The organism is Enterococcus sp. AZ091, assembly GCF_051714805.1.
GTDB lineage: Bacteria > Bacillota > Bacilli > Lactobacillales > Enterococcaceae > Enterococcus_D > Enterococcus_D gallinarum.
The window spans coordinates 79,817-103,785 of the sequence record NZ_JBIOSO010000002.1; the positions used below are offsets into that span (position 1 = coordinate 79,817).

Sequence of the window (23,969 nt, forward strand, 5' to 3'; positions counted from 1 at the left end):
TATGAAAGGATATAGAACAAATATGGATATAAAAAAGAAAATTTACGACAAAATTACCAACATTTATGCTATAAAGTCAGAGCAAGAGACTGCAAAGAAAATTTTTACAGCAATTTTAGCTAAGTATAGCAAAGAAACCTTTAAACAGACAAATCGTCTTAGCCAAGAGAATGTCTACTTGATTACTTATGGGGATAGTTTTATCAGCGAGGATAAGACACCTTTGGCGACTTTAAATGAGGTTTATCGTCAAGTATTGTCCAATAGTATCTCGGATATTCACTTGTTGCCGATGTTTCCTTATACTAGTGATGACGGTTTTTCTGTTACAGATTACTTAGCCATTAATCCTGATTTAGGCTCATGGGAGGATATTGGAAATCTAGCCCAAGACAAACGATTGATGTTTGATTTTGTGGCTAATCATATGTCAAAATCTAGTCCATGGTTTCAAGACTTCTTAAACAAAGAAAATGGCTTTGACAAAGCGTTTATTGAATACGATTCAGACTTTGATACAAGCAATGTGACGCGACCAAGAACTTCACCCTTATTTCATGAGTATGAAAATAAGGAAGGAAAGGTGCTTAAGGCTTGGACGACTTTTAGTGAGGACCAAGTTGATTTAAATGCCAAAGATCCAGCTACTTTGGGTAAGTTGACAGAAGTTTTATTGGAATATGCTTTACGAGGAGCAGATTCCATTCGTCTGGATGCTATTGGCTTTTTATGGAAAGAAAGTGGTACAACTTGTATGCACTTGGTTCAAACTCATGAGATTATTCAACTATGGCGCATGTTACTAGATGAGCTAGCGCCGAATGTTCAAATTATTACGGAAACCAATGTACCTCATGTGGATAATATTAGTTATTTTGGAGATGGAGACAATGAAGCTAATCAAGTGTATCAATTCCCATTACCACCACTTGTGTTGTACAGCTTTATAACAGGCAATGCTAGTAAGTTATCTCATTGGGCTAAAGGAATCCACAAAGTATCTAACACCGCAACGTATTTTAACTTCTTAGCGTCCCACGATGGAATTGGTTTGCGACCAACAGAAGGTATCTTAACGGATGAAGACCGAGAATTATTGGTGCAACGGGTCACGGAAAATGGCGGAAAAGTATCTTACAAAAATAATCCCGATGGTAGTCAATCTGTATATGAAATGAACATTAACTACAGTGAAGCGTTAAAAGATGTAAAAAACGAAGCAGACACACCAAAGAAAATGATAGCCGCACATCATATCCTGTTATCTGTAATCGGTGTTCCGGCTATTTACTATCATTCGATTTTTGGCTCAAAAAATGATCTTGTTGGAGCAGAGTCTTCTGGTATCAATCGACGCATTAATCGGGAGAAATTAAAGGAAAACCAATTATTAATACAATTAGGAACTGACCCTTATCGAAAAGCAATCTTTACTGGCATCTCTGATTTGATTGAGATTCGTAAACAAGAAACTGCTTTTGATCCTTATGGTGAGCAGGAAGTCTTAGCTAGTGCTCCAGAAATTTTTGCCATTAAACGAGGTCAAGGCCAAGAGCAAATTACTTCTTATACCAATGTTAGCAATCGAGAGATCACCATTAATAATGTAGTTGGAAGAAATGTCATCACAGATGAGCTAATCTCAGGTAACTTAATATTAGCACCTTATGGCTATGCTTGGGTTAAGAAAGGTTTAAAGCTATGAAATTGTTAGCTGCGATTGATTCTTTTAAAGGAAGTGCCACGTCAAAAGAATTAAATGAAGCACTTTTAACGGCAGTAAATCACCCAATGATTACTGAAAAAATAAGTATTCCCATTGCAGACGGTGGTGAAGGAACGTTACAAGCTATCCGAGAATCACTAGGTGGAGGGCTTTTAAGCGCGGAAGTTCCTGATTTAACAGGAGCTTTGATCAAAGCTCCGTATTTGATTACCGACTTTGAAGGGCAAAAAACTGGGATTATTGAATCTGCCATGATTCTTGGTATTGACCGGATTAATCCCAGCGAAGAAACGATTCGTAAGACAACTTCTTTAGGACTAGGTATTCTAGTATCTCAATTAGTAGATCAAGGGATTGAAAAAATTATCATCACTCTGGGCGGTTCAGGAACTTCTGACGGTGGTTTAGGCTTCTTAGCTGGGATGGGCGCATTAGGAATAACCCAAGAGCAACAAAATCCATTATTTTCCACGAAAGTTATTCAACTAGAGAATGCTTTAGCGAAGTTGGCAAAAGTTGAATTAATTGCACTGGCAGATGTTACGAATCCGTATGTGGGTGCGCAAGGATTTTCCATGATTTTTGGCCCTCAAAAAGGCGGTACCCCAGATTTACTTAACGAAATGGATCGTCTTGCCGCGGTGATTGCCAAAGATATTAGTAATTATAGTTCAACTGATATTGCCAGCACACCAGGAGCAGGAGCTGCTGGTGGACTAGGCGGGGCAATTTTGGCTCTTGGCGGAAAAATTCAACCAGGATTTGCGACCGTTAGCCAGTTGATTGGTCTAGAAGAACAAATTGCTCAAGCGGACTTAATCATCACCGGAGAAGGTAGCTTAGATGCGCAGACAGAAAAAGGCAAGGTGCCTTTTGGTGTTGCCAGATTAGCCCGAAAAAACGGAAAACCTGTCTTTGCCATTTGTGGAAAAAGAAGTGTAGAGATTGGTGCTATGGCTTCTTTAGTTTCAGGAGCATATGCCATTCATTTGGGGCCAGTTAACCTTAGTGAAGCCATGAATAGAGAAAATACATTACAAAATATTGGTATCACGGGTAGAGAGTTGGTTAATTTATTTTTGGAAGGAGTTAGCTATCATGATTAAAGCAGTTGTTGTGGACATGGATGGTACCTTCCTAAACGATCAAAAGTGTTATGATAAAAAAAGATTTATGAATCAGTATCAAGAAATGAAGCAATTAGGCATTAAATTCGTGGTGGCATCAGGAAATCAATACCAACATCTGATTTCCTTTTTCCCAGATATTAAAGATGAAATTACCTTTATTTCAGAAAATGGTGCTAAAGTAATTGATCAAGGAAAACTGATTTATCAAAATCCGATTCAACCTAAAAAATTAAAAAAAGTTTTACAATTAATTGAAAGCAAAGCTATTTTCGATGGCTACCGTTTGGTTATGTCTGGCGAAAAGGCGGCTTATATTAAGCAAAATGCTCCGGTAGAATATCTCAAAAAAGCCCATTATTTCTATTGTAACTTAGTGGAAGTTGTAGACTATAACGAAGTGCAGGATGTAATTTATAAATTTGCTTTCAATTTTGCTCCTGAAAAGGTGCATCAATGTGAAGCAGAGCTCAACTCTTTTTTTGACGGCGAATTATTAGCTATGACCTCTGGTCATGAAGCAATTGATTTAGTAAATGTCCATTCAGGAAAAGATGTGGGCATTAAAGTTTTGGCAGATTATTGGCAACTTACTCTTAAAGAGGTTGCTGCTTTTGGAGATAATCTAAATGATTTTTCCATGATTAAAAGAGTTGGTCATGGTTGTGTGGTAGCAAATGGGAAAACAGAAGTAAAAGCGATTGCCGATAAAATTATTGAATCCAACAATCAAAGTGGCGTTTTAAATGAGTTTGATCAAATCATTGATTCCACAAAAAAGCAAATTAGGAGTGAACAAAATGTTCGGTGTATTAAAAAAAAAGAAAACTGATACAGAAGTATTGTCACCAGTAAATGGTGAAATAATCAAAATAGAAGAGGTAGAAGATCCGGTTTTTAACCAAAAAATGATGGGAGAAGGTTTTGCCGTTAAGCCTTTTAATGGTGAAATCAGTTCTCCAATCAGTGGCATAGTCAATTCAATTTTTCCGACTAAACACGCTTTGACGATTGAAGGAGCAAATGGTCTTCATGTATTAATACATGTGGGATTAGATACTGTGGCTCTTAAAGGCGAGGGCTTTAACTTGCTTGTTACGGAAGGGCAAAAAGTCAATACAGGGGATATGCTCTTGTCAGTGGACTTAGAAGTTTTAAAAAATAATGCTAAGAACAACACAGTGATTGTGGCTTTTCCTGAGCAAGTCGACTTGCAACTTTCCGTCAACGAAGGAGTGGCAACAAATAAAACTGTTGCGGCAACTGTAAAATAATAATTACTTTATAAAAGTTTTCTCTCATTATCAAATCAAGAAATTGGTTTGATAATGAGCGTTAATCATGATATTCAATATAAATCTAAATCACTAAATTGTAACCTTGACCGCTTAAACGACTCATAAGCGTTTCTGTCATACGATTAGATTTACTAAGTCACAGAATTTTTTTGCTGTATACGTAGATCCCTGATCACTATGCAAAATAGCCTGTCTTGGGAGTTCCCTTAGTTGATTGAATGTGTCAATTACTAATTTTGTATCATGGTGCGCGGATATTTTGTACGCAACAATTTCACTATTGAATGTAGCCATGATCGTTGATAAATATAGCATGCTATTTTCGAAAGGAAGGTAAGTGATGTCTGTTGTTAATTTCTGTAAAGGTTGCTTGGTGGTCCAATCCTTTAGGATAAGGTTGTCAAAAGCTTTATGTTGCGATCCGGTATGACGATATTTTTTAACTTTTGCTCTGCAGTTTCAGCCTCTTCGTTTCATGATACGCACCATTTTATTGATACCTATTGCAAATTCACAACTCAAAAGGGCATAAATTTTGCGATACCCAAATAGAAAATGATTCCCTTGAACTAATTGATGAATTCGTTCCTCTATAGATGTCATTCCTGTTGATATGAGCTTTCTATTCCTGTAGAAAGTGCTTCTTGATAATCCAAACAACCCTGTCAGCTTAGAGATTGACAACTGATTTTTGTGCTTTTCAATGAAATAAACAATATTTTCTTTTGTCACCACCTTTCTTTTGAAAAAAATTTTTTTTAACAATTCTAACTCCTTCTCCTTTTCCTCTAAAACTTTAGAAAGAGAAAATTCTTGTTCTGAGGGGCGTCATGAAGAAGCTTTTAAGCGATGAAATTCTCCACTTAAATACCATTTTTTCCAATTATATATAGTCCCTCTTCCTGGAATATTAAATTCTTCTCGAAGAGAAGAAGCTGACTCTTCTTTCAATAAACGCTCAACAATTTGAATTTTTAATGTATAAGGATAATAATTATGCTTTGCCATTAGAAAAACACCTCCAAATTTATTTTACTAAATTTGAGGTGCTCTTTTTTAATTGTATCTAATTATAGTGTCAGTTCCCATTGTCATGTGTACACTTTTTTTTATAACTTAAAAAAAGAATTCGTTTTTCATAAGAAATAAAATCAATATACCCCATTTCTCCATTTCTCCGATTTTTGTGACGACATTATAACTCTTTTTATCTTTATTATTGATTTCTTTAACAAGGGTTTCTTTTCCTTGCAATAATTTTTTAAGTTTATTTTAGTTAGTTTTTTCTTTTTAAAATTATCCTGAATGTAAATTTACATTCAAGATAATTAGGACAACTAGCCATTTTGACATGCTCTATCATTTAGTCACTGCATACGGGGGATTTAAAAATCATAAATTAATTGATTTTTTCGTACGACATGCTAATACAGTGATCAACCGATGCCATGAAAAAGTTAACTATTGGCTAACGTTTAATGAAATCCACAACCAAATGAATACAGAGTTTTTTCTATTTCCCTATACGAATTCGGGTCTTTTATTTGAGTCAGAAGATAATAGACAAGAAATAATATACCAAGCGCTACATAATGAATTAGTTGCAAGTGCCAAGTTTAAAAGGTTTGAGAAAGAAAAGTATCCTCCTCTGCAGGTACGATGCTTGATTGCATGGAATCCAATATATCCTTATAGTTGTTGACCAGAATATCAGTTAGCAGCGAATCAGGCGATGGATTCTCGAACAATTTGTGAAGGTGTGTTTATCAGAGCTCATTACCCGAATTACGCTTTGAAAGAATGGGAAGCAAATGGAATGCAAGTAAAAATGACTGATGGGGATCCTATCGATTTAAAAGAAGGAAGTGTTGATTTTATCGGTATTAGTTATTATGTCTTTCACGTAGTAGACGGTACTAAGAAATAAGATAAAACAGATGCTGTTTTTATTGGGAGTAAACCTAATCTTGATCTTAAAACAACGTATTGGGATTGGATCATTGATTCCGTAGGGTTGAGATACACGTTGAATACTTTTTATGAACGGTATGAACGGCCAATTTTTATAGTTGAAAATGGGTTTAGTAAAGTAGATGATGAATCAAAAGCCGTTATTCAAGATAATGACCGAATCGAGTATTTAGCAGCATGCATTCGTGAAATGAAAAAAGCCATCGAACTCAATGGTGCAGATATAATTGGTTATACCGACTGGGGATGCATTGATGCCGTATCATTTACAACAGGTGAAATGAAAAAAATCTATGTGTATAAAGATGATGAGGAGTGTGGAATACTGGAGCGTAGAAAGAATCATTCACTTGGTATCAACGAGTAATTGAGAGTAATGGGACAGAATTAGGTAACTAGTAATAATTAGTCAAAGAGCGGAATAAATTTTTGAGTAATCGTTGTATAGTCAAAGTATAAGGACATCATATCGCAATCTGTTACTATACAGGTCGTTTTTGTTTTAGAAATTGTTGTAACTCTAAAAGATAGACATCAAGGTTCTAAATAGCAGTACAAAGGAGTCAATGGGACCCCAGCGTATCCGCTCTTCTCTTTGTTAAACAAAAAATCACTCACTCTTTGGGCCAGAGTGAGTGCAAGAACTAAGAAATATTTTAGGCAGTTTCAGTGTGTTTTTCGAGATGGTAATAGTTAACAGCGACTTTTATTGGTTCTTCAATATTTAGTGTTGATGGAAAATATATGGATTTTCTACTGACATTTTTTGACGGATTTTTTAATAAACTTAGCCACCTAGTAAAATAAAAAAACGACACCGCAAAATTTTATTTATTATTGAGGTTCATACACCAATCAATAAGGATGAAATCATGAGGATGCAAATTGAGAATACAATAGAATCACGCAAAGGAAAACACCTTACTTATGAGGAGGGTTTGAAAATTGAGGCGTTTCAATCATTAGATAAACCAATGTCTGGAAACAAAATCGCTGAGTATCTTGGACGTTCCTATCAGACCATTCATACGGAAATTAAATATGGGATTTTCGGGCAGATCCGTAAGCAAAGGTGAAAAGGAAGAGTTTATGAGTACCAGTATTATACTTATTCGCTGATGTTGGGCAAGTTTCCTATGATAGACAGCTAGCTTAAACTCTATCAAGAAATTTAAAGGATGAATGCGCCTATGTTTATGGATTACGCTGATCATCTGATGAAGCACGAGAGACATTTCGTTTCAATTCATTTGAGTAAGGATGTTAAAAGCCTACTTCAATTAATGCTTTTGTATCGAAAGATACAATATTTTGTGAGAAAATAGATTCGTTTTTGTTTACTCGATCGAATAAATTTTTGTATTGCTCAACTTCTTTTTGAGTCAGATCATCATTGGTAAAACCAATCATTCCCGTATTCAATGATCTTATTTTTTTGTTTCCTTTTGCATGGTTTCGATTTGTGCTTTTGATAAAATCTGAAATTCGAAGAGATGTTGTTTGATTTCATCTAATGATACTCTTTCTTCAGTTATAAATTTTGATTGAGCAAGTAACGAATTTTTTCTATCCATATAATCTAAGTAGCCTTCAAATAATTGACTAGGATCGTCATTCGTCATGGTCGTTCCAAAGTCAGAAAGATCTTTTTCTTGATGAACTTTCTTATCTTTCTGATCCATATATTTCAAATACTCAGAATCAAACGAAATGAAAAAAAGCTCATTAAGTTTATACAAGAGACAGCAGATTGTGTCAGGTGACCATCTCATTCATTTAAATACCGTCCGCTTCAAATGCACGATACAAAAGCACATTATTCATGTCGATGCATTTTTGTAAACCGTATTTGAAATCATCCAGATTATCTTTAATCATGTCGACTTCTCTATTTTGAGATTAATATTTTTTCATATCATCTGCAATAATCATGGTGATCAATTGATTCATTGAAATTTTTATCCAGATCGTTCGGACAATTCTTTTGCTCTTCTAGCAAGATACGTAAATTTCTCATCATGTTCGAATCGAACAACAATTTCTTTCATAGTTTCCTCCTTAAGTAATTTCAAAATAAGAGCATAGATCTCTGATTGCAGATTGGAAAATCATAGAAATAGGTTCAAATAAAGAAAGAGCATAAGGTAGACACCCTCAACCTCTAGTTTGAAGCTGTGTAAAACAGGCTATGCCTTGACGTTGCCTTAATGTCTCACGCGTAGGCTATTATTTGTTATGTTATCGCGATCCATTAAAACTTGAAATTGTAAAGGAAATCTTAGCGGAACTTTTGAAATGAATTTTTCTTGAACATATTATTTTTCTATTTAGTTTAATGCAGCTAATTAAAATAGCATTAAGAATAGGGGGGTGAAAAATTAAGAAGTGCTGATGATCTCATTAATTAAAACAAGATTATGATGCTGTTTACTCTAATAATGATAACAAACAGAAGTTTAAAAATTCTGGTTAGAAAAAATCATTTTTGCATAAGGCTTTGTTTTTAATACATTTTTTCTTCTGTAGGATATGCTGTCAAGTGGAGTTTGAGAAAGCTTAACTAAAAATAAGGCTTGCCAAAAAAATTATATTGGGTTATCCTTACAAATATAAATTTCTATTATTTACAATTCGAAAGAAGGGGTTTTTGTGATAACAATTAATAATCTATCGGTTGCTTATGGTGATTTTCCAGTATTCAATGAATTATCTGTACATTTCAATTCAGGTAAAATCACAGGGGTTATTGGCCCGAATGGAGCGGGGAAATCAACACTAATTAAAGCAATATTAGGACTTGTAAAGGCAAAAAAAGGAAGTTGTAATTACAATGGTAAAAATATTAGAGAAGTTCAAAAAAAAATTGCTTATGTAGAACAACGGAAAGATTTGGACCTTACCTTCCCTATTAATGTGTATGAATTAGTGTTGACAGGAAGTTATGGAGAACTAGGTTTATTTAAAACGCCTCGAGAGAATGAAAGAAGAGCTTGTGAGGATGCAATAAAAAAAGTAAATATGAGTGAATATAGTCACCGTCAAATAGGCAATTTGTCTGGTGGACAATTGCAACGAGTTTTCGTAGCTAGAGCTATTTTGCAGCAGGCCGAGATTGTTATTTTAGATGAACCTTTTGTGGGAATTGACCTGGAAAGTGAAGGTGCTATCATGAAAATTTTGAAGCAATGGCGTAATGAAAATAAAACAATAATTGTAGTGCACCACGATTTAAATAAAGTGTTTGATTATTTCGACGAGTTGGTTGTAATGAACCACGGTATTATAGATTATGGACCAACAAAAGAAGTTTATAACTCTAAAAATATTGAAAAAGCTTTTAGTGCTGATTTATCCTCAGTATTGTTTAAGGAGGTACGTTAGATGGATTCTGTCATGAATTTTTTTCAAGCAATGGCAAAGTATGATTTCTTACAAAGTGCATTAATAACCGCCATTATGGTAGGGATTATGTCTGGAATTATCGGTAGTTTTATTATTTTGCGTGGAATGTCACTGATGGGGGACGCTATTTCACACTCTGTTTTACCAGGTGTTGCAGTTGCATATATGTTGGGGATTAACATTTTAATTGGTGCCTCGGTCTTTGGAGTTTTAGCAGCTATGTTAATTGGTTATGTTGCTTCTCATAGTAAAATCAAAGTGGATACGGCAATCGGTGTAGTTTTTAGCTTTTTTTACGCCTTGGGTTTTATTTTAATTTCTATGGCGGAAAGTTCTACTAATTTGCATCATATTTTATTTGGTAATATTTTAGCTGTTAGTAACAATGATATTATTACAACAGCTATTGTGCTAGCTTTAGTGATTATCTTTGTTCAAGTTTTTTATAAGGAGTTACTAATTACGTCTTTTGATGAAACTTTTGCTAAAACATATGGTTTAAACACTCAGTTGATTCATTATAGTTTAATGCTTGTGTTAACGCTAGTTACTGTATCTGCCTTACAGACAGTTGGTATTATTTTGGTAGTTGCTATGTTGATTACTCCTGCAGCCACAGCGTATTTTTGGACCGATCGTTTAAATATAATGTTAGTTTTCTCTGCAATCTTTGGAGTCATTGCGTCGATTTGTGGTCTTTATCTTAGCTATACGTTTAATTGGGCTTCTGGTCCTGCTATTGTAATTGTAGCAGCGGGAATGTTCTTAATCTCTTTTATATTTTCTCCAAAACAAAAACTAATATACTTTAAAAAATAGAAATGAGGCGATAATATGAAAAAAATATTTTTAACCGTAGCAACTATGATATTAGTGGTAGGGGGAGTAATTTTCTTCGTTAATAGTCGAAGTGAAGAATCTAGGCAATCAGGAGAGAACAGTAAAATTAGTGTGGTGACTACTAATTCTATTTTGGAAGATATGGTAAAAAATGTGGCTAAAGATCGCGTTAATTTATATAGTATTGTTCAAAGAGGGGTTGACCCTCATGAATATGAGCCTCGCCCAGAAGACATCTCTAAAGCGACCGATGCTACAATTATATTTCATAACGGATTGAACTTGGAGACAGGGGGAAGCGGATGGTTCAAAAAACTTGTAGAAACTGCACATAAGGAATTTGAGAAGGATGTTTTTGCTGCTAGTGAAGGAGTTACTCCACTACATCTAACGACTAATGAAGCAGAAGAAGATCCTCATGCTTGGTTAGATTTAGCTAATGGTATTCAGTATGTTAAGACAATAACGAGAGTATTAAAAGAAAAAGATGAAAAGAATGCGGATTTTTATCAAAAGAATGCGAATCTTTATATAGAAAAATTGCAACATTTACATGAAGAGGCACAATCAAAGTTTCTTGATATACCTGAAAAACAACGCTTGCTTGTGACATCAGAAGGGGCATTTAAATATTTTGCTAAGGCATACCATGTTACTCCAGCTTATATTTGGGAGATTAACACAGAAGCACAGGGCACTCCTGAGCAAATGAAAACTGTGTTAGCAAAGATCGAAGCTTCAGATGTTAAACATCTATTTGTTGAAACCTCCGTCTCGCCAAAATCAATGGAAAAGGTCGCAGCAGAAACTGGTTTAGAAATCTATTCCAAAATTTTTACCGATTCTTTGGCGAAAGAAGGGGAGGAAGGCGATACTTATTACACCATGATGAAATGGAATTTGGACAAGATACATGATGGTTTAGCTTACTAGTTTAATTGTTTTTTCTATTTCAGTTGATTCGAATTGCTTTTCTATGATGAAACACAAATTTAAAACAAAAGATTTTTATAGCATTTATATTCATAGATAATGCTTGGGTACTAACGACTGCAAAAGCAACTGAGGTTGTTTTCTCGGAAGTATATATGAGAGGAGTACTGATTAAGATTGACACCAATTCAAGAAAAATACTTATTAGTTATTGAAGAGATTAGTGCTCAAAACGAGATCGTAAAGAATAGTCAAATTGCTAAATATTTAAACGTTAAGCCTTCATCGGTTACAGAGATGGTTGAACGATTATCTGATACTGGCATGGTTAAGTGTGTTGCGTATAAAGGGATAATTTTAACCGATAAAGGAAAGAAAGAACTAGGGGAACTGAAAAAGAGATGTCAGATTATGACAGCATTTTTAAAGTATCAATTAGGTTGCTCTGAAATAGAAATAGAAAATATTATGGAAGAATTTATCCAGATTAAAAACCCGGTGTTTTTAAAAAAACTTGATTTATATATAAAAAGTAAGGAGTATGTATTGCATTAATCTGAAGCTCAAGTAATTAATCTTAAAATATAATTTTTGTTCATACTTTACTCAGTTTTGCTCGCTAGGCGTGCGAAACAAAAAAACGCGCATTTCTAAGCGCGGACGAAGTAAATTTAGCGATAAAAAACTCTTTTGGATATACTGATAGTTGGCTACCAACCGCATATCAGATCGAAAGGAGTTTTTTTATTGTTAATGACGATATTTAGCTTATACTAAATAGAATTGTAAATATCAAATCATTTTCATGTAGTGTATTTTCAATAGTTATACCAATTGTGCTTCTAGTTTCAACATTTTTAGAAAAACAATAAATTAGTTTGAGTTAGTAGCCAAAGTAACACGATAATCAGCCATTTTGTTAGTAAATTCCATAATACATTCTCCTTTATAAGCAAAATAATTCAAACAGAAGTTAAACTTAATATTATGAGTAAGATGCTTTTTTATTTTTCATAATTTACTTCCAAAAGAAATAAGAAAACAAATACTAAGGATTTGTTTCTTCTTTTATTATAAGAGTTTTCCACAGCTAAGATATTTATACACAGCAGTAGAGTAAACAAGTTTAGTAGTGTTTTATTATGCTAATTGCATAACAGGAACTAATGCTTTACATAAATCCTTATTACACATGTTGTATTATTCCACCCCACTTGTAACAACCTTCACACGCCTTACATGTTCTATCTAAATCATCAATAGGATTCTTCTTTTTTTTGCATGGACCAAAATAATTTCTATATTATAGTCTGGGTATTCTGAGTCTTAAATAAGTTGAAGTTTCATTCTCTGTTTTAATACTGTTAAATGCTTCACCAGGTTGTATTATTAAATCTCCTTCTTGCTTAGCGATAGCAGCTTCAAAATCAAAATATCTATCATCGTTTTTAAAACTGATACCATATTGATTGATCTTTTCTAGTAACTCTACTGCAAATTGTGGCACTTCAGAATCACTAGAGTGTTCTTCATCCACAGCTGAAATTGTAGGGTTAAATACTAGTATTATAAAAAGCATTCCAAAAAAAAACAAGTATCTTTCTCATAATTATAAATTTCCTTTCATCTTCAAAAATTTGTACCAAAAAACAACAAAATAAATCCAATATAAAGGAGCGCTCCCCCTCCTAAAAGAACAAAAAAGTAGAAAACGTATTTAGTTGTTTTAGTAATATTATTTGCACTTCTTGTTTTAATAGTAATAATATAAAATGCTACGAGAATTAACAATGGTAGGGCTCTGATCAACAATTCTTGTTCCTCCTTTGGTAAAAGCGGTATGAACATTTTTTATAGTTTTCAATTAAACAATATTTCTGTGATCAGAAACCTAAAAGTTTTTGATTTTATTTAGAATGCCCAATTCATAGGCCCTTCATCAACTCACTTAAATAGTTCAATTATAAATTGTTTATGTATAAACATGATATATTTTGTTAGCCAAATTACCAGTTTTAATCTATAAATCATTCTTAAAAGCGAAGTAAGTTGAGCATAATTAAGTATTAAACAATAGAATATTGATGTTGAAATTTTATAAAAAGAGTTTGAAAAAATAATAGAAACATAACATGTTGTATTAGAGTGTTAAAATATCATCAATCAAGTCAAATAATTGTCATTTGTATTATTCTTAAAGATGACAATGAAACTTTATTACAAGAAAACTTATCTAACTAATAATTCACTATAGTTTTTATTTATAAAAAAATAGAAAGTAATAAAGTAGAATAGATATTTTTAATTAGTTAATTATTCATCTATATTGATGTTAGATAAACATATTAAGTTTTTATGGTAAAGATTATTAATTAAGCTTCAGCTAACATAACGCTATAACTTTTATGATTTTTACGTTTTTTTTGAAATAAAAGGGTTTACAAAGTGGGTTTTTGTGGTATTATTAGCTAAGTCAACACGTTAAGTAAGAGGGGAAAGATAAAATAATGTTACCTAAGTATGAAATAATAAAACAAGACATTATTGAGAAAATTAATACTGGAGAATTTGAAACAGGGACAAAAATTTACTCCGAAGGAGAACTCAAGAGAATTTATGGTGTTAGTAATACGACAGTTGTCAGAGCTTTGCAGGATTTAGTTTTGGAAGGATATTTAATTAGAAGACAAGGTGAAGGTACGTATGTAAGAAGGAATTTACGTCATAAGAAAGTTTACTTTGATGAATTAGGGCCTTTTATTAAAAGGAAATCAGAAGAAACTATTAAAGAAGCAACTGAAAAAACAATAACAAAATTTTATCGTAGTGTTCTACAGAAGGAAATTGCAAAAAAATTGAATTTAAAAGAAGATGCAAGTCTAACTCAGATTGTTCAAATAGCTATGATTGATGACTTGATTTGGAAAATTCAAATTCGCTATGTGTCAGATGAAATGTTAACAGATGATATGATAGTTCAATTACAATCTGGGGGGAGTTTATCAGAGGAGTATAAAAAAAAGAGCCAATTAAAGCAATTACCAATGAATCAAGAAATTAAGTTTAGTGTAGTAGCAAATGAAAGTGATGTTTTAAATTTAATTCCTGAAGAAATGCTTTATGTTGATTGGGCATTAAATTTACCGATTGTTAAATTTAATAAAACTTATTTTGATAATCATAAAAAAGCTATTGAATTTTCAACGACATTAATTCATTACAAACATTATGCAATTAAGATTGAATATGAAGGGATATAAGTATGAACAAGTTAAATGTTGAAGTTTTAAAAGATAGTCATCGTTTTATGAATAATGGCTTATTGACTAAAGAGAAAGTTGAAAAAGCGATTGAAGAAGCTATTAAAAAGATTGATCACAACATGAGCCGTCTAGGTGAACGTTTTCCATCTCCTAATACGATTAACCATAGTTATCAAACAATTGAAAATGTAGAATGGACAACAGGTTTTTGGACAGGAATGTTGTGGTTAGCTTATGAATATACACAGGATGAAAAATACAAACAATTAGCAGATAAACATGTGGATAGCTTTTTAGAAAGAATTGAAAAAAATATTGCAGTGGATCATCATGATATGGGTTTCTTATTCTCGCCTTCTTGTGTAGCATCATACAAACTTACAGGAAATAAAAAGGGTAGAAAAGCAGGTATTTTAGCCGCAGATAAGTTGATGACTCGCTACCAAGAGAAAGGAAAGTTTATACAAGCTTGGGGAGAATTAGGAACTAAAGATAATTATCGATTAATTGTTGATTGTTTATTGAATATCCCATTACTTTATTGGGCTTCTGAAGAAACAGGAGATCCTAAATATAGTGAAGTAGCGGATAAGCACTATCAAACAACAATTGCTAATGCAATAAGGGAGGACGCATCAGCATTCCATACATTTTATTTTGATCCAGAAACGGGAAAGCCTGTTGGAGGAAGGACTCGTCAAGGGTACGCTGATGATTCAAGTTGGGCACGTGGACAAAGTTGGTTGATTTATGGTATTGCGTTAAATTATAATTTCAGACCAAAAGAGGATGATTTTGTTAGTTATGAAGCAGTTACTAATTACTTCTTAAATCGTTTGCCAAAAGATTTAATTTGTTATTGGGATTTGATTTTTGATGATCAATCACAACAATCAAGAGATTCTTCTACTGCTGCTATTGCTGTTTGTGGGATGAATTTAATGAACAAGTACTTACCAGAATCTTTTGATAAAAAACAAGTTTATACTTATGCACAGCATAGCATATTAGAAAGTTTAATTGACGGTTATACAGAACAGTTGAGTCAAGGAACTGTAGCATTAATAAATCATGGCGTTTATTCTTGGCACAGTGGTAAAGGAGTAGATGAAGGAAATATATGGGGGGATTACTACTATCTAGAAGCACTTATTCGTTTTTATAAAGACTGGAAAATGTATTGGTAATAAAGGGGGAAATGTAAATGGATGAGAAGCCAAATATTAAGATGATTAGAATTGATGAAAGATTGATTCATGGGCAAGGACAGCTGTGGATAAAAAGTTTAGGTGTTAACTTAGTTATTTGTGCAGATGATAAAGTATCTTCAGATAGTATGCAACAGTCGTTGATGAAATCAGTTGTTCCTCAAGATATAGCTTTACGTTTTTGGGATCTTGAAAGAACAGCAAAAGTAATTTGGAAAGCGTTACCTAGTCAATCGATTTTTGTGATTGTGTCATCTCCAAAAGCTGTATTGACATTAGCAGAACAAGGTTTTCCAGTTGGGGAAGTGAATGTTGGGAATATTCATGCAAAAGAAGGGAAAGAGAAGATTTCACAATTTATTTATTTAGGTGAAGAGGATAAAGAGTCGTTAAGAACTTTACGAGACAAATATGGATGCTCATTTAACACTAAAACATCACCAATATCAAGTGATGGAGCACAATCACTAGAAAAATTGGAAAATATTTTAGGATAAGGAGAAAAATTATATGGATATTTCAATGACACAAGCACTGTTAATTGCTTTAATCACTGGTTTTTGCTATGCAGGTCAATTGTTGGGGATTTATACAAATCGTGCGTTAGTAATGTCATTTTTTGTTGGGGTTGTTTTAAATGACATTCCAACAGCTATTACCATGGGGGCTATTGCTGAACTTGCTTATATGGGATTTGGCGTAGGAGCAGGAGGAACAGTACCTCCTAATCCAGTAGGTCCTGGTATTGTAGGTACAATAATGGCAATTACTTTGAAGGACCAAGGAGTAACACCAGAATCGGCCTTGGCATTATCCTTTCCGTTTGCCGTACTGTTTCAATTAGTAACAACTGCGCTTTACTCACTATTTGCTGGTACTACAAATAATGCAAGAAATTTAATTAAAAAAGGTAATTTTAAACAATTTAATTTGTTAGCTAATTTGACATTTGTAAGTTTCTTTGTTACTGGATGTGCGATTGGTTTCTTTGCCTCGGTATCACGTCCAGCTTTACAAGCTTTTGTAGAAGCGTTGCCAGAGTGGTTGATTACAGGATTTTCAGTTTCAGGCGGATTAATTCCTGCAATTGGTTTTGCAATGATTCTTTCTGTTATGCTAGATAAAAAACTTATGTCGTATGCATTACTCGGATATATTTGTGCAGCATACTTAGAATTGCCAACAATGGCAATTGCTTTAGTAGGAACTTTCTTTGCCTTAATTACTTTTTATGCAAACCAAGATAAAGATTCAATAAATAAGACTGAAACAAAAAATGATAAAGAATCATACCATGACTTATCTAATTTTGCGGAGGAGGATTTTTCTAATGGAATCTAAACAAAACAGATTAACACAAAAAGACTATATGAAAACTGCACTACGGTCTTATCTTTTGCAAAATGGATTTAACTATAATGTTTACCAAGGAACTGGATATTTGTATAGTATTTTACCAGCCTTAAAGAAAATATATGCAGATGATCCAGAAAAACTAAAAGAAACAGCTGGTGCTAATATTGAATTTTATAATGTAAATCCTCATATGGCTCCATTTGTTACAAGTATGCAATTGGCTATGTATGATCATGGAGAAGAAATTGAAGATGCTCGAAGTATTAAAATGGCTTTAATGGGACCTCTGTCAGGTATTGGTGATTCATTAGCACAATTTGGGATTGCTCCTTTATTTTCTACTATATTTGCTGGGCTAGCATTAGATGGTTTAGGATTTGCTCCTATGGGATTCTGGGTATCAATGTTGGTATCAATGTTTGTTATTAAAATGTTTTCAGGATATTTAGGGTTCAAATTAGGAACAAGTATTATTGATACATTAAGTGAGCAAATTAGTAAAATATCTGCTGCAGCTAACATCGTTGGAGTTACAGTAATTGCGGGGCTTTCTACTACCTTTGTAAAAGCTAATATCCCTATTCAATATACTTCTATAATGGCAGATGATACAGAACAAATTATCTCTCTTCAAGAAATTTTAGATAAGATTTTACCCAAATTGTTACCTGTTGTACTTACTATTATTGTTTTTTATTTAATTAAGAAACGTAACTGGTCAACATACCGTTTGTTAATTTTATTATTTGCGATTGGAATTTTAGGTTCTCTTTTAGGTATATTAGGATAAACTTAAAAAGGAGTTAAAAGAATTTATTAACTCCTTTTTTGAAAGGATCTATTGATGGATTTTAAATTAATTGAAAAATATAATAATGAATTTTTTAAAAATCAGTCTATAAAAGAGGAAGTATCAAAAAATAGAATTTTTTTTGATACGATTATTAATAGAGGAAATTACTTAAAAAAAGGGCAAATTATATTTAATGACTCCTTAGATATGGAAGCAGTAAGCACACCTTACAACCTAGACTTAACTAATTTGGAAGAAAGTCCAAATGGCGATTTAGAGTGGTGTTACATGGCTAGTCGTAATGGATATCTTGTAGACTTAGGAATTCTATACGCTTATACAAAAGAAGAAGTGTATTTTAAGCTTTGGAAAAAATATCTCTTTTCTTTTATTGAATGGCAAGAGAAGAGTCCTCATGTATGGCGAAGTTTAGATGTAGGGTTACGTTTAAATAATTGGATGAAAAGTTTTATTTACATTTCTGATTTGACTAATCAATTATCCAGTACAGAGAAAATTAAATTAGAAAAATCTATCATTAAACAGATTATTTACTTAAAAAAAAATTTTCCTAACAAAAGTTACTTAAGTAACTGGGGTGTATTAGCTATAACAGGAGTTTTATCTACTAGTCAATTATTACCAGAATTAGTTGATAAAGAAACAGAAGAATGGGCATGGACAACTTTAACAGAGGCACTTGAAATTCAATTTTATGATGATGGAATCCAGTGGGAGCAAAGCCCCATGTATCATCATGAAGTTACTATTTGTATGTTGCAATTATGGTTAAATAGCTATTACTTAGAACATTCTTTCCCTGCACATATACAGTCTATTTTAGAAAAAGCAATTAACGTTAGTTATTATTATTGCGATCATGCTTTTAATTTATTATCTTTACATGATAGTGATGCAGTGGATTTCACATATGTTTACAGCATCTATGAATTATTAGGTTTTTTGGATATAAATATGAATAAAACACCAGGAATTTTTTATACTGGAAAAAAAATTAATACAGAAAAGAAGAAACTGTTACCCAATCTATTTGAAACAGGTGAAAGTGGTTTTCTAGCATATAAAGACGCGAATATTTATTTAACTTTATTTAATGGACGACATGGTAGTGGGCATGGTCACGGGTCTTTAGGATCTATTACTTTGGATTATCAAGGAAAAGAACTAATAAAGGATCCAGGAAGGTATACATATCTTGAGGTTCCTTTAAGAAGTTATTTAAAAGAAGAGTTTAGTCACAGTTCATTAATTGTTGATGGGAAGCCGTTAACTCAAATAGATTCATCTTGGTCGTATAGAACGATGGCAGAACCAATTTTTCATAAGAGTTTTGAAGATAAGGAGTATGTATTATTTGAGATTAGTTGGCATGGGAAGCAAGAGAATAATTTAGTTATCTTCAAAAGAACAATTATTTATTTTAAGAAGTTAATGGTTATCCTAGTGGTAAATACAACAGATTGTCCTGGGAACCATATTTTGAGCACACGTTACCAAATGGGAGATAATCTTCAGCTAGATAAACAAGAAAATAATATTTTATTAAAGTCAACTCCATTTGCATTACTTGTTGGAAATCAAGCCGACGTGGCTATTAATAAGAAAACATGGTCACCTAAATATAATGAAAAAGAGCAATATGAAGAAATATTGCTTGAACAGTCATTTAATAATAATTTAGTGACGTATGAATGTTTTTATCCTTGGAATCAAGTGGAAGTTGAAAAAGTTGATTGTTATCAAAATAATCAATCAGATCCGTGTGATATGCTGTTATGTTTTGGAGTAAAAATGACTACTAATCAAGGAGAAGTTTATGAATATTATCACAGTGCATATGATACTTTTAGAGGCGATAAGCTTTATTTAGGGGACCAAGGACGTTTATTATATGGGAAACACAAAATCTTCAGAAAAAAGTTAGGGGAATAGTTATGATTGGGTTTATTATTACAGGACACGGAGCTTATGCACCGGGAATTCACGGTGCCATGGAAATGATTACTGGAAAACAAGAAAAGGTTAAGGTAATTCCTTTTTTACCTGAAATGACATTAGAAGTTTTCAAAAATGAAATTGTTGCAAGTATTGATACTCTTAAAAAAGAGGTATCAGAAATAATTATTTTTTCAGACCTTTTGGGTGGAACTCCATTCAAGATTGCTGCAGAAATAGTAATGAACCAAGGTGGTATTGAGATAGTTTCAGGTACTAACTTATCGATGTTGGTAGAAGGTTCAATACTTAGATTAGGAATGTCAAGTTCTCAAGAATTAGTTAATCAGTTGCTTCAAACTGGGAAAGACGGAATTAGTAGATTAGAGTCAATTAGTGAATACTTTAAAAATGATACAGAGGATTTTTCAGATGGGATTTAATTAGAATCACTTAACCGAATATAGTACAAAATTGAATAAGCTGTAATAATAAATGTTTTTCCGATTGAAGCATATCTTTCAACTCAGTGATAACCTAATATTGTTACAGTTTATTTAACTTTAATAAGCTCATACGGAACTTCTTTTGAAAACGTATACATTTTTTTCGGTAGTAAACCAGTATAGGAGTAATTTTTTTAATATTTACGCTTAAAAATATTTTTTATTAACTCTCTAATCGCCTTTCAGGACGGTTGCATTCTAGAAACTAAGATATATCGAGGGAGAAATTTATGATAATTAAGAATTAATTCAAGGGGTGTATCGTTTGATTTATAAAGAATAAACTAATAGGTGTTAATTTGACTTTTATTATAATATACGACAAGGAGAATAATTATGAAAAATAAAATAGTAGTGAAGAGCTTGTTTGTTTTAGCACTATTGTCATCTACAAGTTTAAATGCCTTAGCAGAGGAACCAGAATCAGTTAATGAAGCAGAACAATCTATAGACAAAACAGCAATACAATCTGATGATAATCAAGGTAATTCTAATTTAGTGCAGAACGGTGATTTCTCAAATATTGAATCTCAAGAAGGTAAGTGGTCAGGAAATAAACCAAGTAGTTGGGGTATATGGATACCTAGAGATATGACTTCTACAGACTATACAGCTGAAGTGAATGCTAACAATCAAATAGTATTATCTAGTTTAAAAGATGATTTTCGTGTAGGGATAACACAAAAAATTGAAGTAGATCCTAATAAACTTTATCAGCTTTCATTCAAAGTAAAAACGGATGAGTTAACAAATGTGGCTCGTGTACGAATTAATGAGCAGAATGAAAATGGTCAAACTAATTTATGGTATTCAAAATCTGTTAAGGGAACAACTGATTGGCAAACAATTACGCAAGACTTCGAACCAAATCCAGAAACTAGTTTTGTCACTATTGAATTGTTCTTTGAAAAAGGTATAGGGACACTTTATTATGATGACGTATCGTTTTTAGAGAAGCAGATTGAAGAAGATGATGGTATTACAATCGAAGATAAAATTGAGATCAATACAAACAATATTTATGTGACCAAACAAGAAAATTATAAATACGTTGTAAGTGATTCTTCACTAGCAACCGAAGAAGAAGGGATGTTGTATCCTGTTAAAGAAGGAGAAACAACTGTAAAAATTTTGGATGAAAAAGGTATTTTTATGATGGAAATTCCTTTGGTTATTTCTTCATATAATGAAACAAAGTTTAATAAAATGCTTAATCAATGGAATGGAATTATTGCTGGAAATTCTTATTACAATGATAATAATGATGTAATGGTTCAGCAAAATAAAGATTTGGATTCCTCAGTAGAAAACATTATATCCTTATATACTTACAAAGAAAATTTTAAAACACTTTGGAGTGATATTACAGACTATAAAGTGTCTGCTAATATCACTGAGTCATATAGAAGAATTGAAACAATTTCAAAACAAGTGACTCAACCAGCTTCTAAATATTATCAAGATAAAGAAGTCATTCGAATTGCAAAAAACGCAATGGAGTGGATGAGTAAAAATGTCTATAACGAAAATTCTTCTCTTCAAGGTAATTGGTGGGATTATGAAATTGGAGCGCCACGTGCTATTAACAATACGTTGTCTCTGATGCAAGCATATTTTACGCAGTCAGAAATATTGATGTATACTAATCCGATTAATTATTTTGTACCTGATCCTTATAATTTTAGAGTGACATTAGGCACACCCTTTAAAGCTTTAGGTGGCAATTTGGTTGATATGGGTAGAGTAAAAATTATTTCAGGCGCTTTAAGAGAAGATGGAGATATTGTCAGTAAATCAGTAGAATCCTTGCAACAAGCTTTCGAGTATGCGAAACCTGGTGAATCAGGATTTTATGAAGATGGATCATATATAGACCATGATAACGTTGCTTTAACAGGTGCGTATGGGAGTGTTTTAATAGATGGCTTATCACAATTACTACCAGTAGTATTGGAGAGCGAATTACTCCCTGTTAGCAAGCTAGATAATTTATATAATTTTATAGAAAATTCATTTATACCGTTAATGTACAAAGGTGAAATGATGGATATGGTCCGAGGTCGAGCTGTTAGTAGAGAGGAGCTTCAAAGTCATGCTGCGGGAGGAGAAGTTCTTCGAGGTTTGATGCGAGTAGCTAATTCATCAGAAGAAACTCAAAAGAATCGATTGAATAAACTGGTTAAAACATTTGTTAAAGGAAATACCTACTATGATATATACGACAGTCTAAATTCATATAAAGATATTGATTTGATGGATAAATTATTAGCAGATGATTCTATTTCAATAACTGATTTTTCAACTAGTTTAGCAACTTTTAATGAGATGGATAAAGTAGCTTATCAAAATGTAAATGCTAAATTTGGTATTGGGGTAAGTATGTATTCTGATACAACACAAAACTATGAGTATATGAATGAAGAAAACTCGCATGGATGGTATACATCAGATGGGGCAGTTTATCTATATAATTTAGATTTAAGTCATTACAATGATAATTATTGGGCAACTGTAGATCCTTATCATATCCCGGGAACCACTATTATTCCAACGGAGAGAAAAGATGGGGCTGGAATGGTTAGATCACCTAATAGTTTTGTTGGGGCAACTAAGCTGGATGATACAACAGCTTCAATAGTTATGGAGTTTACTAACTGGGATAAGACATTAAATGCGAATAAATCTTGGTTCATCTTTAATGATAAAGTTGTATTTTTAGGTTCAGATATTCAAACTACTGGAGATACACAACCAATTACTACAATAGAAAATAGAAAAAATACTGACACAACACAATATGATGTGTATGTAAATGGAGATAAGCAGATATTAAATAATGAAGAAGTAGAATTAAAGAATGTACACTCTTTATTGTTATCTTCACCAAATAACCAAGCAATGAATATTGGCTATATTTTCTTAAACAAAACTTCATTAGATTTTCTAAACAAGACAAACCAAGGGAGATGGAAAGATATTAATGCAAGCCAGTCAGATCAATTACACGAAAATAATTTTTTAACATTCTATAAAACACATTCTAAGGAAGACACAAGATATGCTTATGTGATGTATCCGAATGTATCAAATGATGAACTAGCAAAGAAAGAAGAATCAAATAAAGTCAAGATATTGCAAAATAATGCGTCTGTTCAGGCTGTCTATGATGCTGATGAAGAAAGTTGGGGAGTTGTATTATACGAGGATATGCCTTTTGAGATTGATGGAGCTATAACACTGACTAAAAAAGGTGTTTATAGTATTAAGAAGAAAGATGAGTATAGAGTTTCATATTTTAACCCGTCAGATGAGGAATATCATTCAGACACAATTGAGACTATCTTATCTCAAGAGATAGTACAAGAAGCAACAAATAAAGATAAAAGCACGATTATTAGACTTAGCATTGATAAAGATACAAGAAAAGCATTAAAAGACAAACAAAAAGAGAAAGAAAAACAAGCAGAAAAAGATAAGCAGAAAAAAGAAAATCAGTTAGAAAAAGAAAAAAGAGCTAAGAGAAATAAAAATCTTTAATGGATTTAATTTGCTCGAAGGATAGAAATAATGAGATTTTATATTATGAAGAA

The 23,969-nt window shown here is 32.6% G+C and carries 25 protein-coding genes and 1 pseudogene; 20 read left to right on the forward strand and 6 right to left on the reverse strand.

Translation table 11 applies throughout. The features are described from left to right. The first annotated feature begins 1 nt into the window (after position 1). The 4 genes from IGJ28_RS12910 to IGJ28_RS12925 are packed head-to-tail and all read left to right on the forward strand — an operon-like array spanning position 2 to position 4,127. Entirely contained in the window at positions 2 to 1,705 is a 1,704-nt protein-coding gene (locus IGJ28_RS12910; RefSeq protein WP_438845442.1) for a sugar phosphorylase, read from the forward strand. After that, positions 1,702 to 2,832: a glycerate kinase family protein gene (locus IGJ28_RS12915; protein ID WP_252711628.1), complete on the forward strand. Its 1,131-nt coding sequence runs from the start codon at positions 1,702 to 1,704 to the stop codon at positions 2,830 to 2,832. Before IGJ28_RS12910 ends, IGJ28_RS12915 begins: the two co-directional genes overlap by 4 nt. Continuing rightward, positions 2,825 to 3,685 carry a Cof-type HAD-IIB family hydrolase gene (locus IGJ28_RS12920; RefSeq protein WP_252711627.1) on the forward strand — a complete coding sequence of 287 codons (861 nt, stop codon included), beginning with the start codon at positions 2,825 to 2,827 and terminating at the stop codon, positions 3,683 to 3,685. The genes IGJ28_RS12915 and IGJ28_RS12920 overlap by 8 nt, the downstream gene beginning before the upstream one ends. After that, positions 3,654 to 4,127 (forward strand): PTS sugar transporter subunit IIA, encoded by a 474-nt coding sequence (locus tag IGJ28_RS12925; protein WP_252711626.1) that lies wholly within the window; start codon positions 3,654 to 3,656, stop codon positions 4,125 to 4,127. The genes IGJ28_RS12920 and IGJ28_RS12925 overlap by 32 nt, the downstream gene beginning before the upstream one ends. 138 nt (positions 4,128 to 4,265) lie before the next feature. Here the strand turns inward: IGJ28_RS12925 and IGJ28_RS12930 are convergent, their stop codons facing one another. The 4 genes and pseudogenes from IGJ28_RS12930 to IGJ28_RS12945 form a co-directional block, all read right to left on the reverse strand. Further along, entirely contained in the window at positions 4,266 to 4,544 is a 279-nt protein-coding gene (locus IGJ28_RS12930; protein ID WP_367178268.1) for a DDE-type integrase/transposase/recombinase, read from the reverse strand. Between the two features lie 66 nt (positions 4,545 to 4,610). Further along, entirely contained in the window at positions 4,611 to 4,916 is a 306-nt protein-coding gene (locus IGJ28_RS12935) for a hypothetical protein (RefSeq protein WP_252711625.1), read from the reverse strand. 63 nt (positions 4,917 to 4,979) lie between these two features. Continuing rightward, on the reverse strand, positions 4,980 to 5,159 hold the full coding sequence (locus IGJ28_RS12940) for a helix-turn-helix domain-containing protein (RefSeq protein ID WP_252711624.1): 180 nt from the start codon (positions 5,157 to 5,159) through the stop codon (positions 4,980 to 4,982). Between the two features lie 70 nt (positions 5,160 to 5,229). Continuing rightward, positions 5,230 to 5,487: pseudogene (locus tag IGJ28_RS12945) on the reverse strand (hypothetical protein); the annotation flags it as partial. A gap of 15 nt (positions 5,488 to 5,502) precedes the next feature. Between IGJ28_RS12945 and IGJ28_RS12950 the strand changes: the two are divergent. The 4 genes from IGJ28_RS12950 (at position 5,503) to IGJ28_RS12965 (ending at position 7,198) form a co-directional block, all read left to right on the forward strand. Beyond that, positions 5,503 to 5,853, forward strand: a complete 351-nt coding sequence (locus IGJ28_RS12950) for a family 1 glycosylhydrolase (protein WP_367178260.1) — start codon at positions 5,503 to 5,505, stop codon at positions 5,851 to 5,853. A gap of 30 nt (positions 5,854 to 5,883) precedes the next feature. Then, entirely contained in the window at positions 5,884 to 6,078 is a 195-nt protein-coding gene (locus IGJ28_RS12955; RefSeq protein ID WP_252711623.1) for a hypothetical protein, read from the forward strand. Positions 6,079 to 6,099: 21 nt separating this feature from the next. After that, positions 6,100 to 6,489 carry a family 1 glycosylhydrolase gene (locus IGJ28_RS12960; RefSeq protein WP_367178267.1) on the forward strand — a complete coding sequence of 130 codons (390 nt, stop codon included), beginning with the start codon at positions 6,100 to 6,102 and terminating at the stop codon, positions 6,487 to 6,489. Between the two features lie 505 nt (positions 6,490 to 6,994). Then, positions 6,995 to 7,198 (forward strand): helix-turn-helix domain-containing protein, encoded by a 204-nt coding sequence (locus IGJ28_RS12965; protein WP_252711622.1) that lies wholly within the window; start codon positions 6,995 to 6,997, stop codon positions 7,196 to 7,198. A 351-nt stretch (positions 7,199 to 7,549) separates the two neighbouring features. Here IGJ28_RS12965 and IGJ28_RS12970 read toward each other — a convergent pair whose 3' ends face one another. Beyond that, a complete protein-coding gene (locus tag IGJ28_RS12970; RefSeq protein ID WP_438845443.1) occupies positions 7,550 to 7,813 on the reverse strand; it encodes a hypothetical protein in 264 nt (87 codons plus the stop codon). Positions 7,814 to 8,771: 958 nt separating this feature from the next. On the opposite strand from IGJ28_RS12970, the gene IGJ28_RS12975 reads away from it, so the two are divergent. The 4 genes from IGJ28_RS12975 to IGJ28_RS12990 all read left to right on the forward strand — a co-directional run bounded on the left by IGJ28_RS12975 (position 8,772) and on the right by IGJ28_RS12990 (position 11,852). Next, positions 8,772 to 9,503, forward strand: a complete 732-nt coding sequence (locus IGJ28_RS12975) for a metal ABC transporter ATP-binding protein (RefSeq protein WP_228159954.1) — start codon at positions 8,772 to 8,774, stop codon at positions 9,501 to 9,503. Next, entirely contained in the window at positions 9,504 to 10,343 is an 840-nt protein-coding gene (locus IGJ28_RS12980; RefSeq protein WP_228159955.1) for a metal ABC transporter permease, read from the forward strand. It abuts the gene before it with no gap. Positions 10,344 to 10,358: 15 nt separating this feature from the next. Continuing rightward, positions 10,359 to 11,297, forward strand: coding sequence for a metal ABC transporter solute-binding protein, Zn/Mn family (locus IGJ28_RS12985; protein ID WP_228159956.1), 939 nt, complete (start codon positions 10,359 to 10,361; stop codon positions 11,295 to 11,297). Between the two features lie 177 nt (positions 11,298 to 11,474). Further along, positions 11,475 to 11,852 (forward strand): metal-dependent transcriptional regulator, encoded by a 378-nt coding sequence (locus IGJ28_RS12990; protein ID WP_252711620.1) that lies wholly within the window; start codon positions 11,475 to 11,477, stop codon positions 11,850 to 11,852. Positions 11,853 to 12,600: 748 nt separating this feature from the next. Here the strand turns inward: IGJ28_RS12990 and IGJ28_RS12995 are convergent. Then, positions 12,601 to 12,876, reverse strand: a complete 276-nt coding sequence (locus IGJ28_RS12995; protein WP_438845444.1) for a hypothetical protein — start codon at positions 12,874 to 12,876, stop codon at positions 12,601 to 12,603. A 928-nt stretch (positions 12,877 to 13,804) separates the two neighbouring features. Between IGJ28_RS12995 and IGJ28_RS13000 the strand changes: the two genes are divergently transcribed. From IGJ28_RS13000 to IGJ28_RS13035, 8 genes are all read left to right on the forward strand, one after another. After that, positions 13,805 to 14,557, forward strand: coding sequence for a GntR family transcriptional regulator (locus IGJ28_RS13000; RefSeq protein ID WP_003128371.1), 753 nt, complete (start codon positions 13,805 to 13,807; stop codon positions 14,555 to 14,557). Positions 14,558 to 14,559: 2 nt separating this feature from the next. Further along, positions 14,560 to 15,747: a glycoside hydrolase family 88 protein gene (locus IGJ28_RS13005; protein ID WP_003128372.1), complete on the forward strand. Its 1,188-nt coding sequence runs from the start codon at positions 14,560 to 14,562 to the stop codon at positions 15,745 to 15,747. 17 nt (positions 15,748 to 15,764) lie between these two features. Continuing rightward, positions 15,765 to 16,265 carry a PTS sugar transporter subunit IIB gene (locus IGJ28_RS13010; protein ID WP_003128373.1) on the forward strand — a complete coding sequence of 167 codons (501 nt, stop codon included), beginning with the start codon at positions 15,765 to 15,767 and terminating at the stop codon, positions 16,263 to 16,265. 13 nt (positions 16,266 to 16,278) lie between these two features. Continuing rightward, positions 16,279 to 17,109, forward strand: a complete 831-nt coding sequence (locus tag IGJ28_RS13015; RefSeq protein WP_003128374.1) for a PTS mannose/fructose/sorbose/N-acetylgalactosamine transporter subunit IIC — start codon at positions 16,279 to 16,281, stop codon at positions 17,107 to 17,109. Continuing rightward, a complete protein-coding gene (locus IGJ28_RS13020) occupies positions 17,099 to 17,914 on the forward strand; it encodes a PTS system mannose/fructose/sorbose family transporter subunit IID (protein WP_003128376.1) in 816 nt (271 codons plus the stop codon). The genes IGJ28_RS13015 and IGJ28_RS13020 overlap by 11 nt, the downstream gene beginning before the upstream one ends. Before the next feature lie 54 nt (positions 17,915 to 17,968). After that, entirely contained in the window at positions 17,969 to 19,870 is a 1,902-nt protein-coding gene (locus IGJ28_RS13025) for a heparinase II/III family protein (protein WP_252711616.1), read from the forward strand. 2 nt (positions 19,871 to 19,872) lie between these two features. After that, positions 19,873 to 20,316 (forward strand): PTS sugar transporter subunit IIA, encoded by a 444-nt coding sequence (locus tag IGJ28_RS13030; protein ID WP_003128381.1) that lies wholly within the window; start codon positions 19,873 to 19,875, stop codon positions 20,314 to 20,316. A gap of 399 nt (positions 20,317 to 20,715) precedes the next feature. Continuing rightward, positions 20,716 to 23,916 carry a polysaccharide lyase 8 family protein gene (locus IGJ28_RS13035; protein ID WP_252711615.1) on the forward strand — a complete coding sequence of 1,067 codons (3,201 nt, stop codon included), beginning with the start codon at positions 20,716 to 20,718 and terminating at the stop codon, positions 23,914 to 23,916. Positions 23,917 to 23,969: the final 53 nt, after the last annotated feature.

What these genes read in the sequence shown, in the direction of transcription:
- IGJ28_RS12910 (WP_438845442.1), top strand. Translation starts at nt 2, where the DNA reads ATGAAAGGATATAGAACAAATATGGATATAAAAAAGAAAATTTACGAC.
- IGJ28_RS12915 (WP_252711628.1), top strand. Translation starts at nt 1,702, where the DNA reads ATGAAATTGTTAGCTGCGATTGATTCTTTTAAAGGAAGTGCCACGTCA.
- IGJ28_RS12920 (WP_252711627.1), top strand. Translation starts at nt 2,825, where the DNA reads ATGATTAAAGCAGTTGTTGTGGACATGGATGGTACCTTCCTAAACGAT.
- IGJ28_RS12925 (WP_252711626.1), top strand. Translation starts at nt 3,654, where the DNA reads ATGTTCGGTGTATTAAAAAAAAAGAAAACTGATACAGAAGTATTGTCA.
- IGJ28_RS12940 (WP_252711624.1), bottom strand. Translation starts at nt 5,159, where the DNA reads ATGGCAAAGCATAATTATTATCCTTATACATTAAAAATTCAAATTGTT.
- IGJ28_RS12950 (WP_367178260.1), top strand. Translation starts at nt 5,503, where the DNA reads ATGCTCTATCATTTAGTCACTGCATACGGGGGATTTAAAAATCATAAA.
- IGJ28_RS12955 (WP_252711623.1), top strand. Translation starts at nt 5,884, where the DNA reads ATGGATTCTCGAACAATTTGTGAAGGTGTGTTTATCAGAGCTCATTAC.
- IGJ28_RS12965 (WP_252711622.1), top strand. Translation starts at nt 6,995, where the DNA reads ATGAGGATGCAAATTGAGAATACAATAGAATCACGCAAAGGAAAACAC.
- IGJ28_RS12980 (WP_228159955.1), top strand. Translation starts at nt 9,504, where the DNA reads ATGGATTCTGTCATGAATTTTTTTCAAGCAATGGCAAAGTATGATTTC.
- IGJ28_RS12985 (WP_228159956.1), top strand. Translation starts at nt 10,359, where the DNA reads ATGAAAAAAATATTTTTAACCGTAGCAACTATGATATTAGTGGTAGGG.
- IGJ28_RS12995 (WP_438845444.1), bottom strand. Translation starts at nt 12,876, where the DNA reads ATGCTTTTTATAATACTAGTATTTAACCCTACAATTTCAGCTGTGGAT.
- IGJ28_RS13000 (WP_003128371.1), top strand. Translation starts at nt 13,805, where the DNA reads ATGTTACCTAAGTATGAAATAATAAAACAAGACATTATTGAGAAAATT.
- IGJ28_RS13005 (WP_003128372.1), top strand. Translation starts at nt 14,560, where the DNA reads ATGAACAAGTTAAATGTTGAAGTTTTAAAAGATAGTCATCGTTTTATG.
- IGJ28_RS13010 (WP_003128373.1), top strand. Translation starts at nt 15,765, where the DNA reads ATGGATGAGAAGCCAAATATTAAGATGATTAGAATTGATGAAAGATTG.
- IGJ28_RS13015 (WP_003128374.1), top strand. Translation starts at nt 16,279, where the DNA reads ATGGATATTTCAATGACACAAGCACTGTTAATTGCTTTAATCACTGGT.
- IGJ28_RS13020 (WP_003128376.1), top strand. Translation starts at nt 17,099, where the DNA reads ATGGAATCTAAACAAAACAGATTAACACAAAAAGACTATATGAAAACT.
- IGJ28_RS13025 (WP_252711616.1), top strand. Translation starts at nt 17,969, where the DNA reads ATGGATTTTAAATTAATTGAAAAATATAATAATGAATTTTTTAAAAAT.
- IGJ28_RS13030 (WP_003128381.1), top strand. Translation starts at nt 19,873, where the DNA reads ATGATTGGGTTTATTATTACAGGACACGGAGCTTATGCACCGGGAATT.
- IGJ28_RS13035 (WP_252711615.1), top strand. Translation starts at nt 20,716, where the DNA reads ATGAAAAATAAAATAGTAGTGAAGAGCTTGTTTGTTTTAGCACTATTG.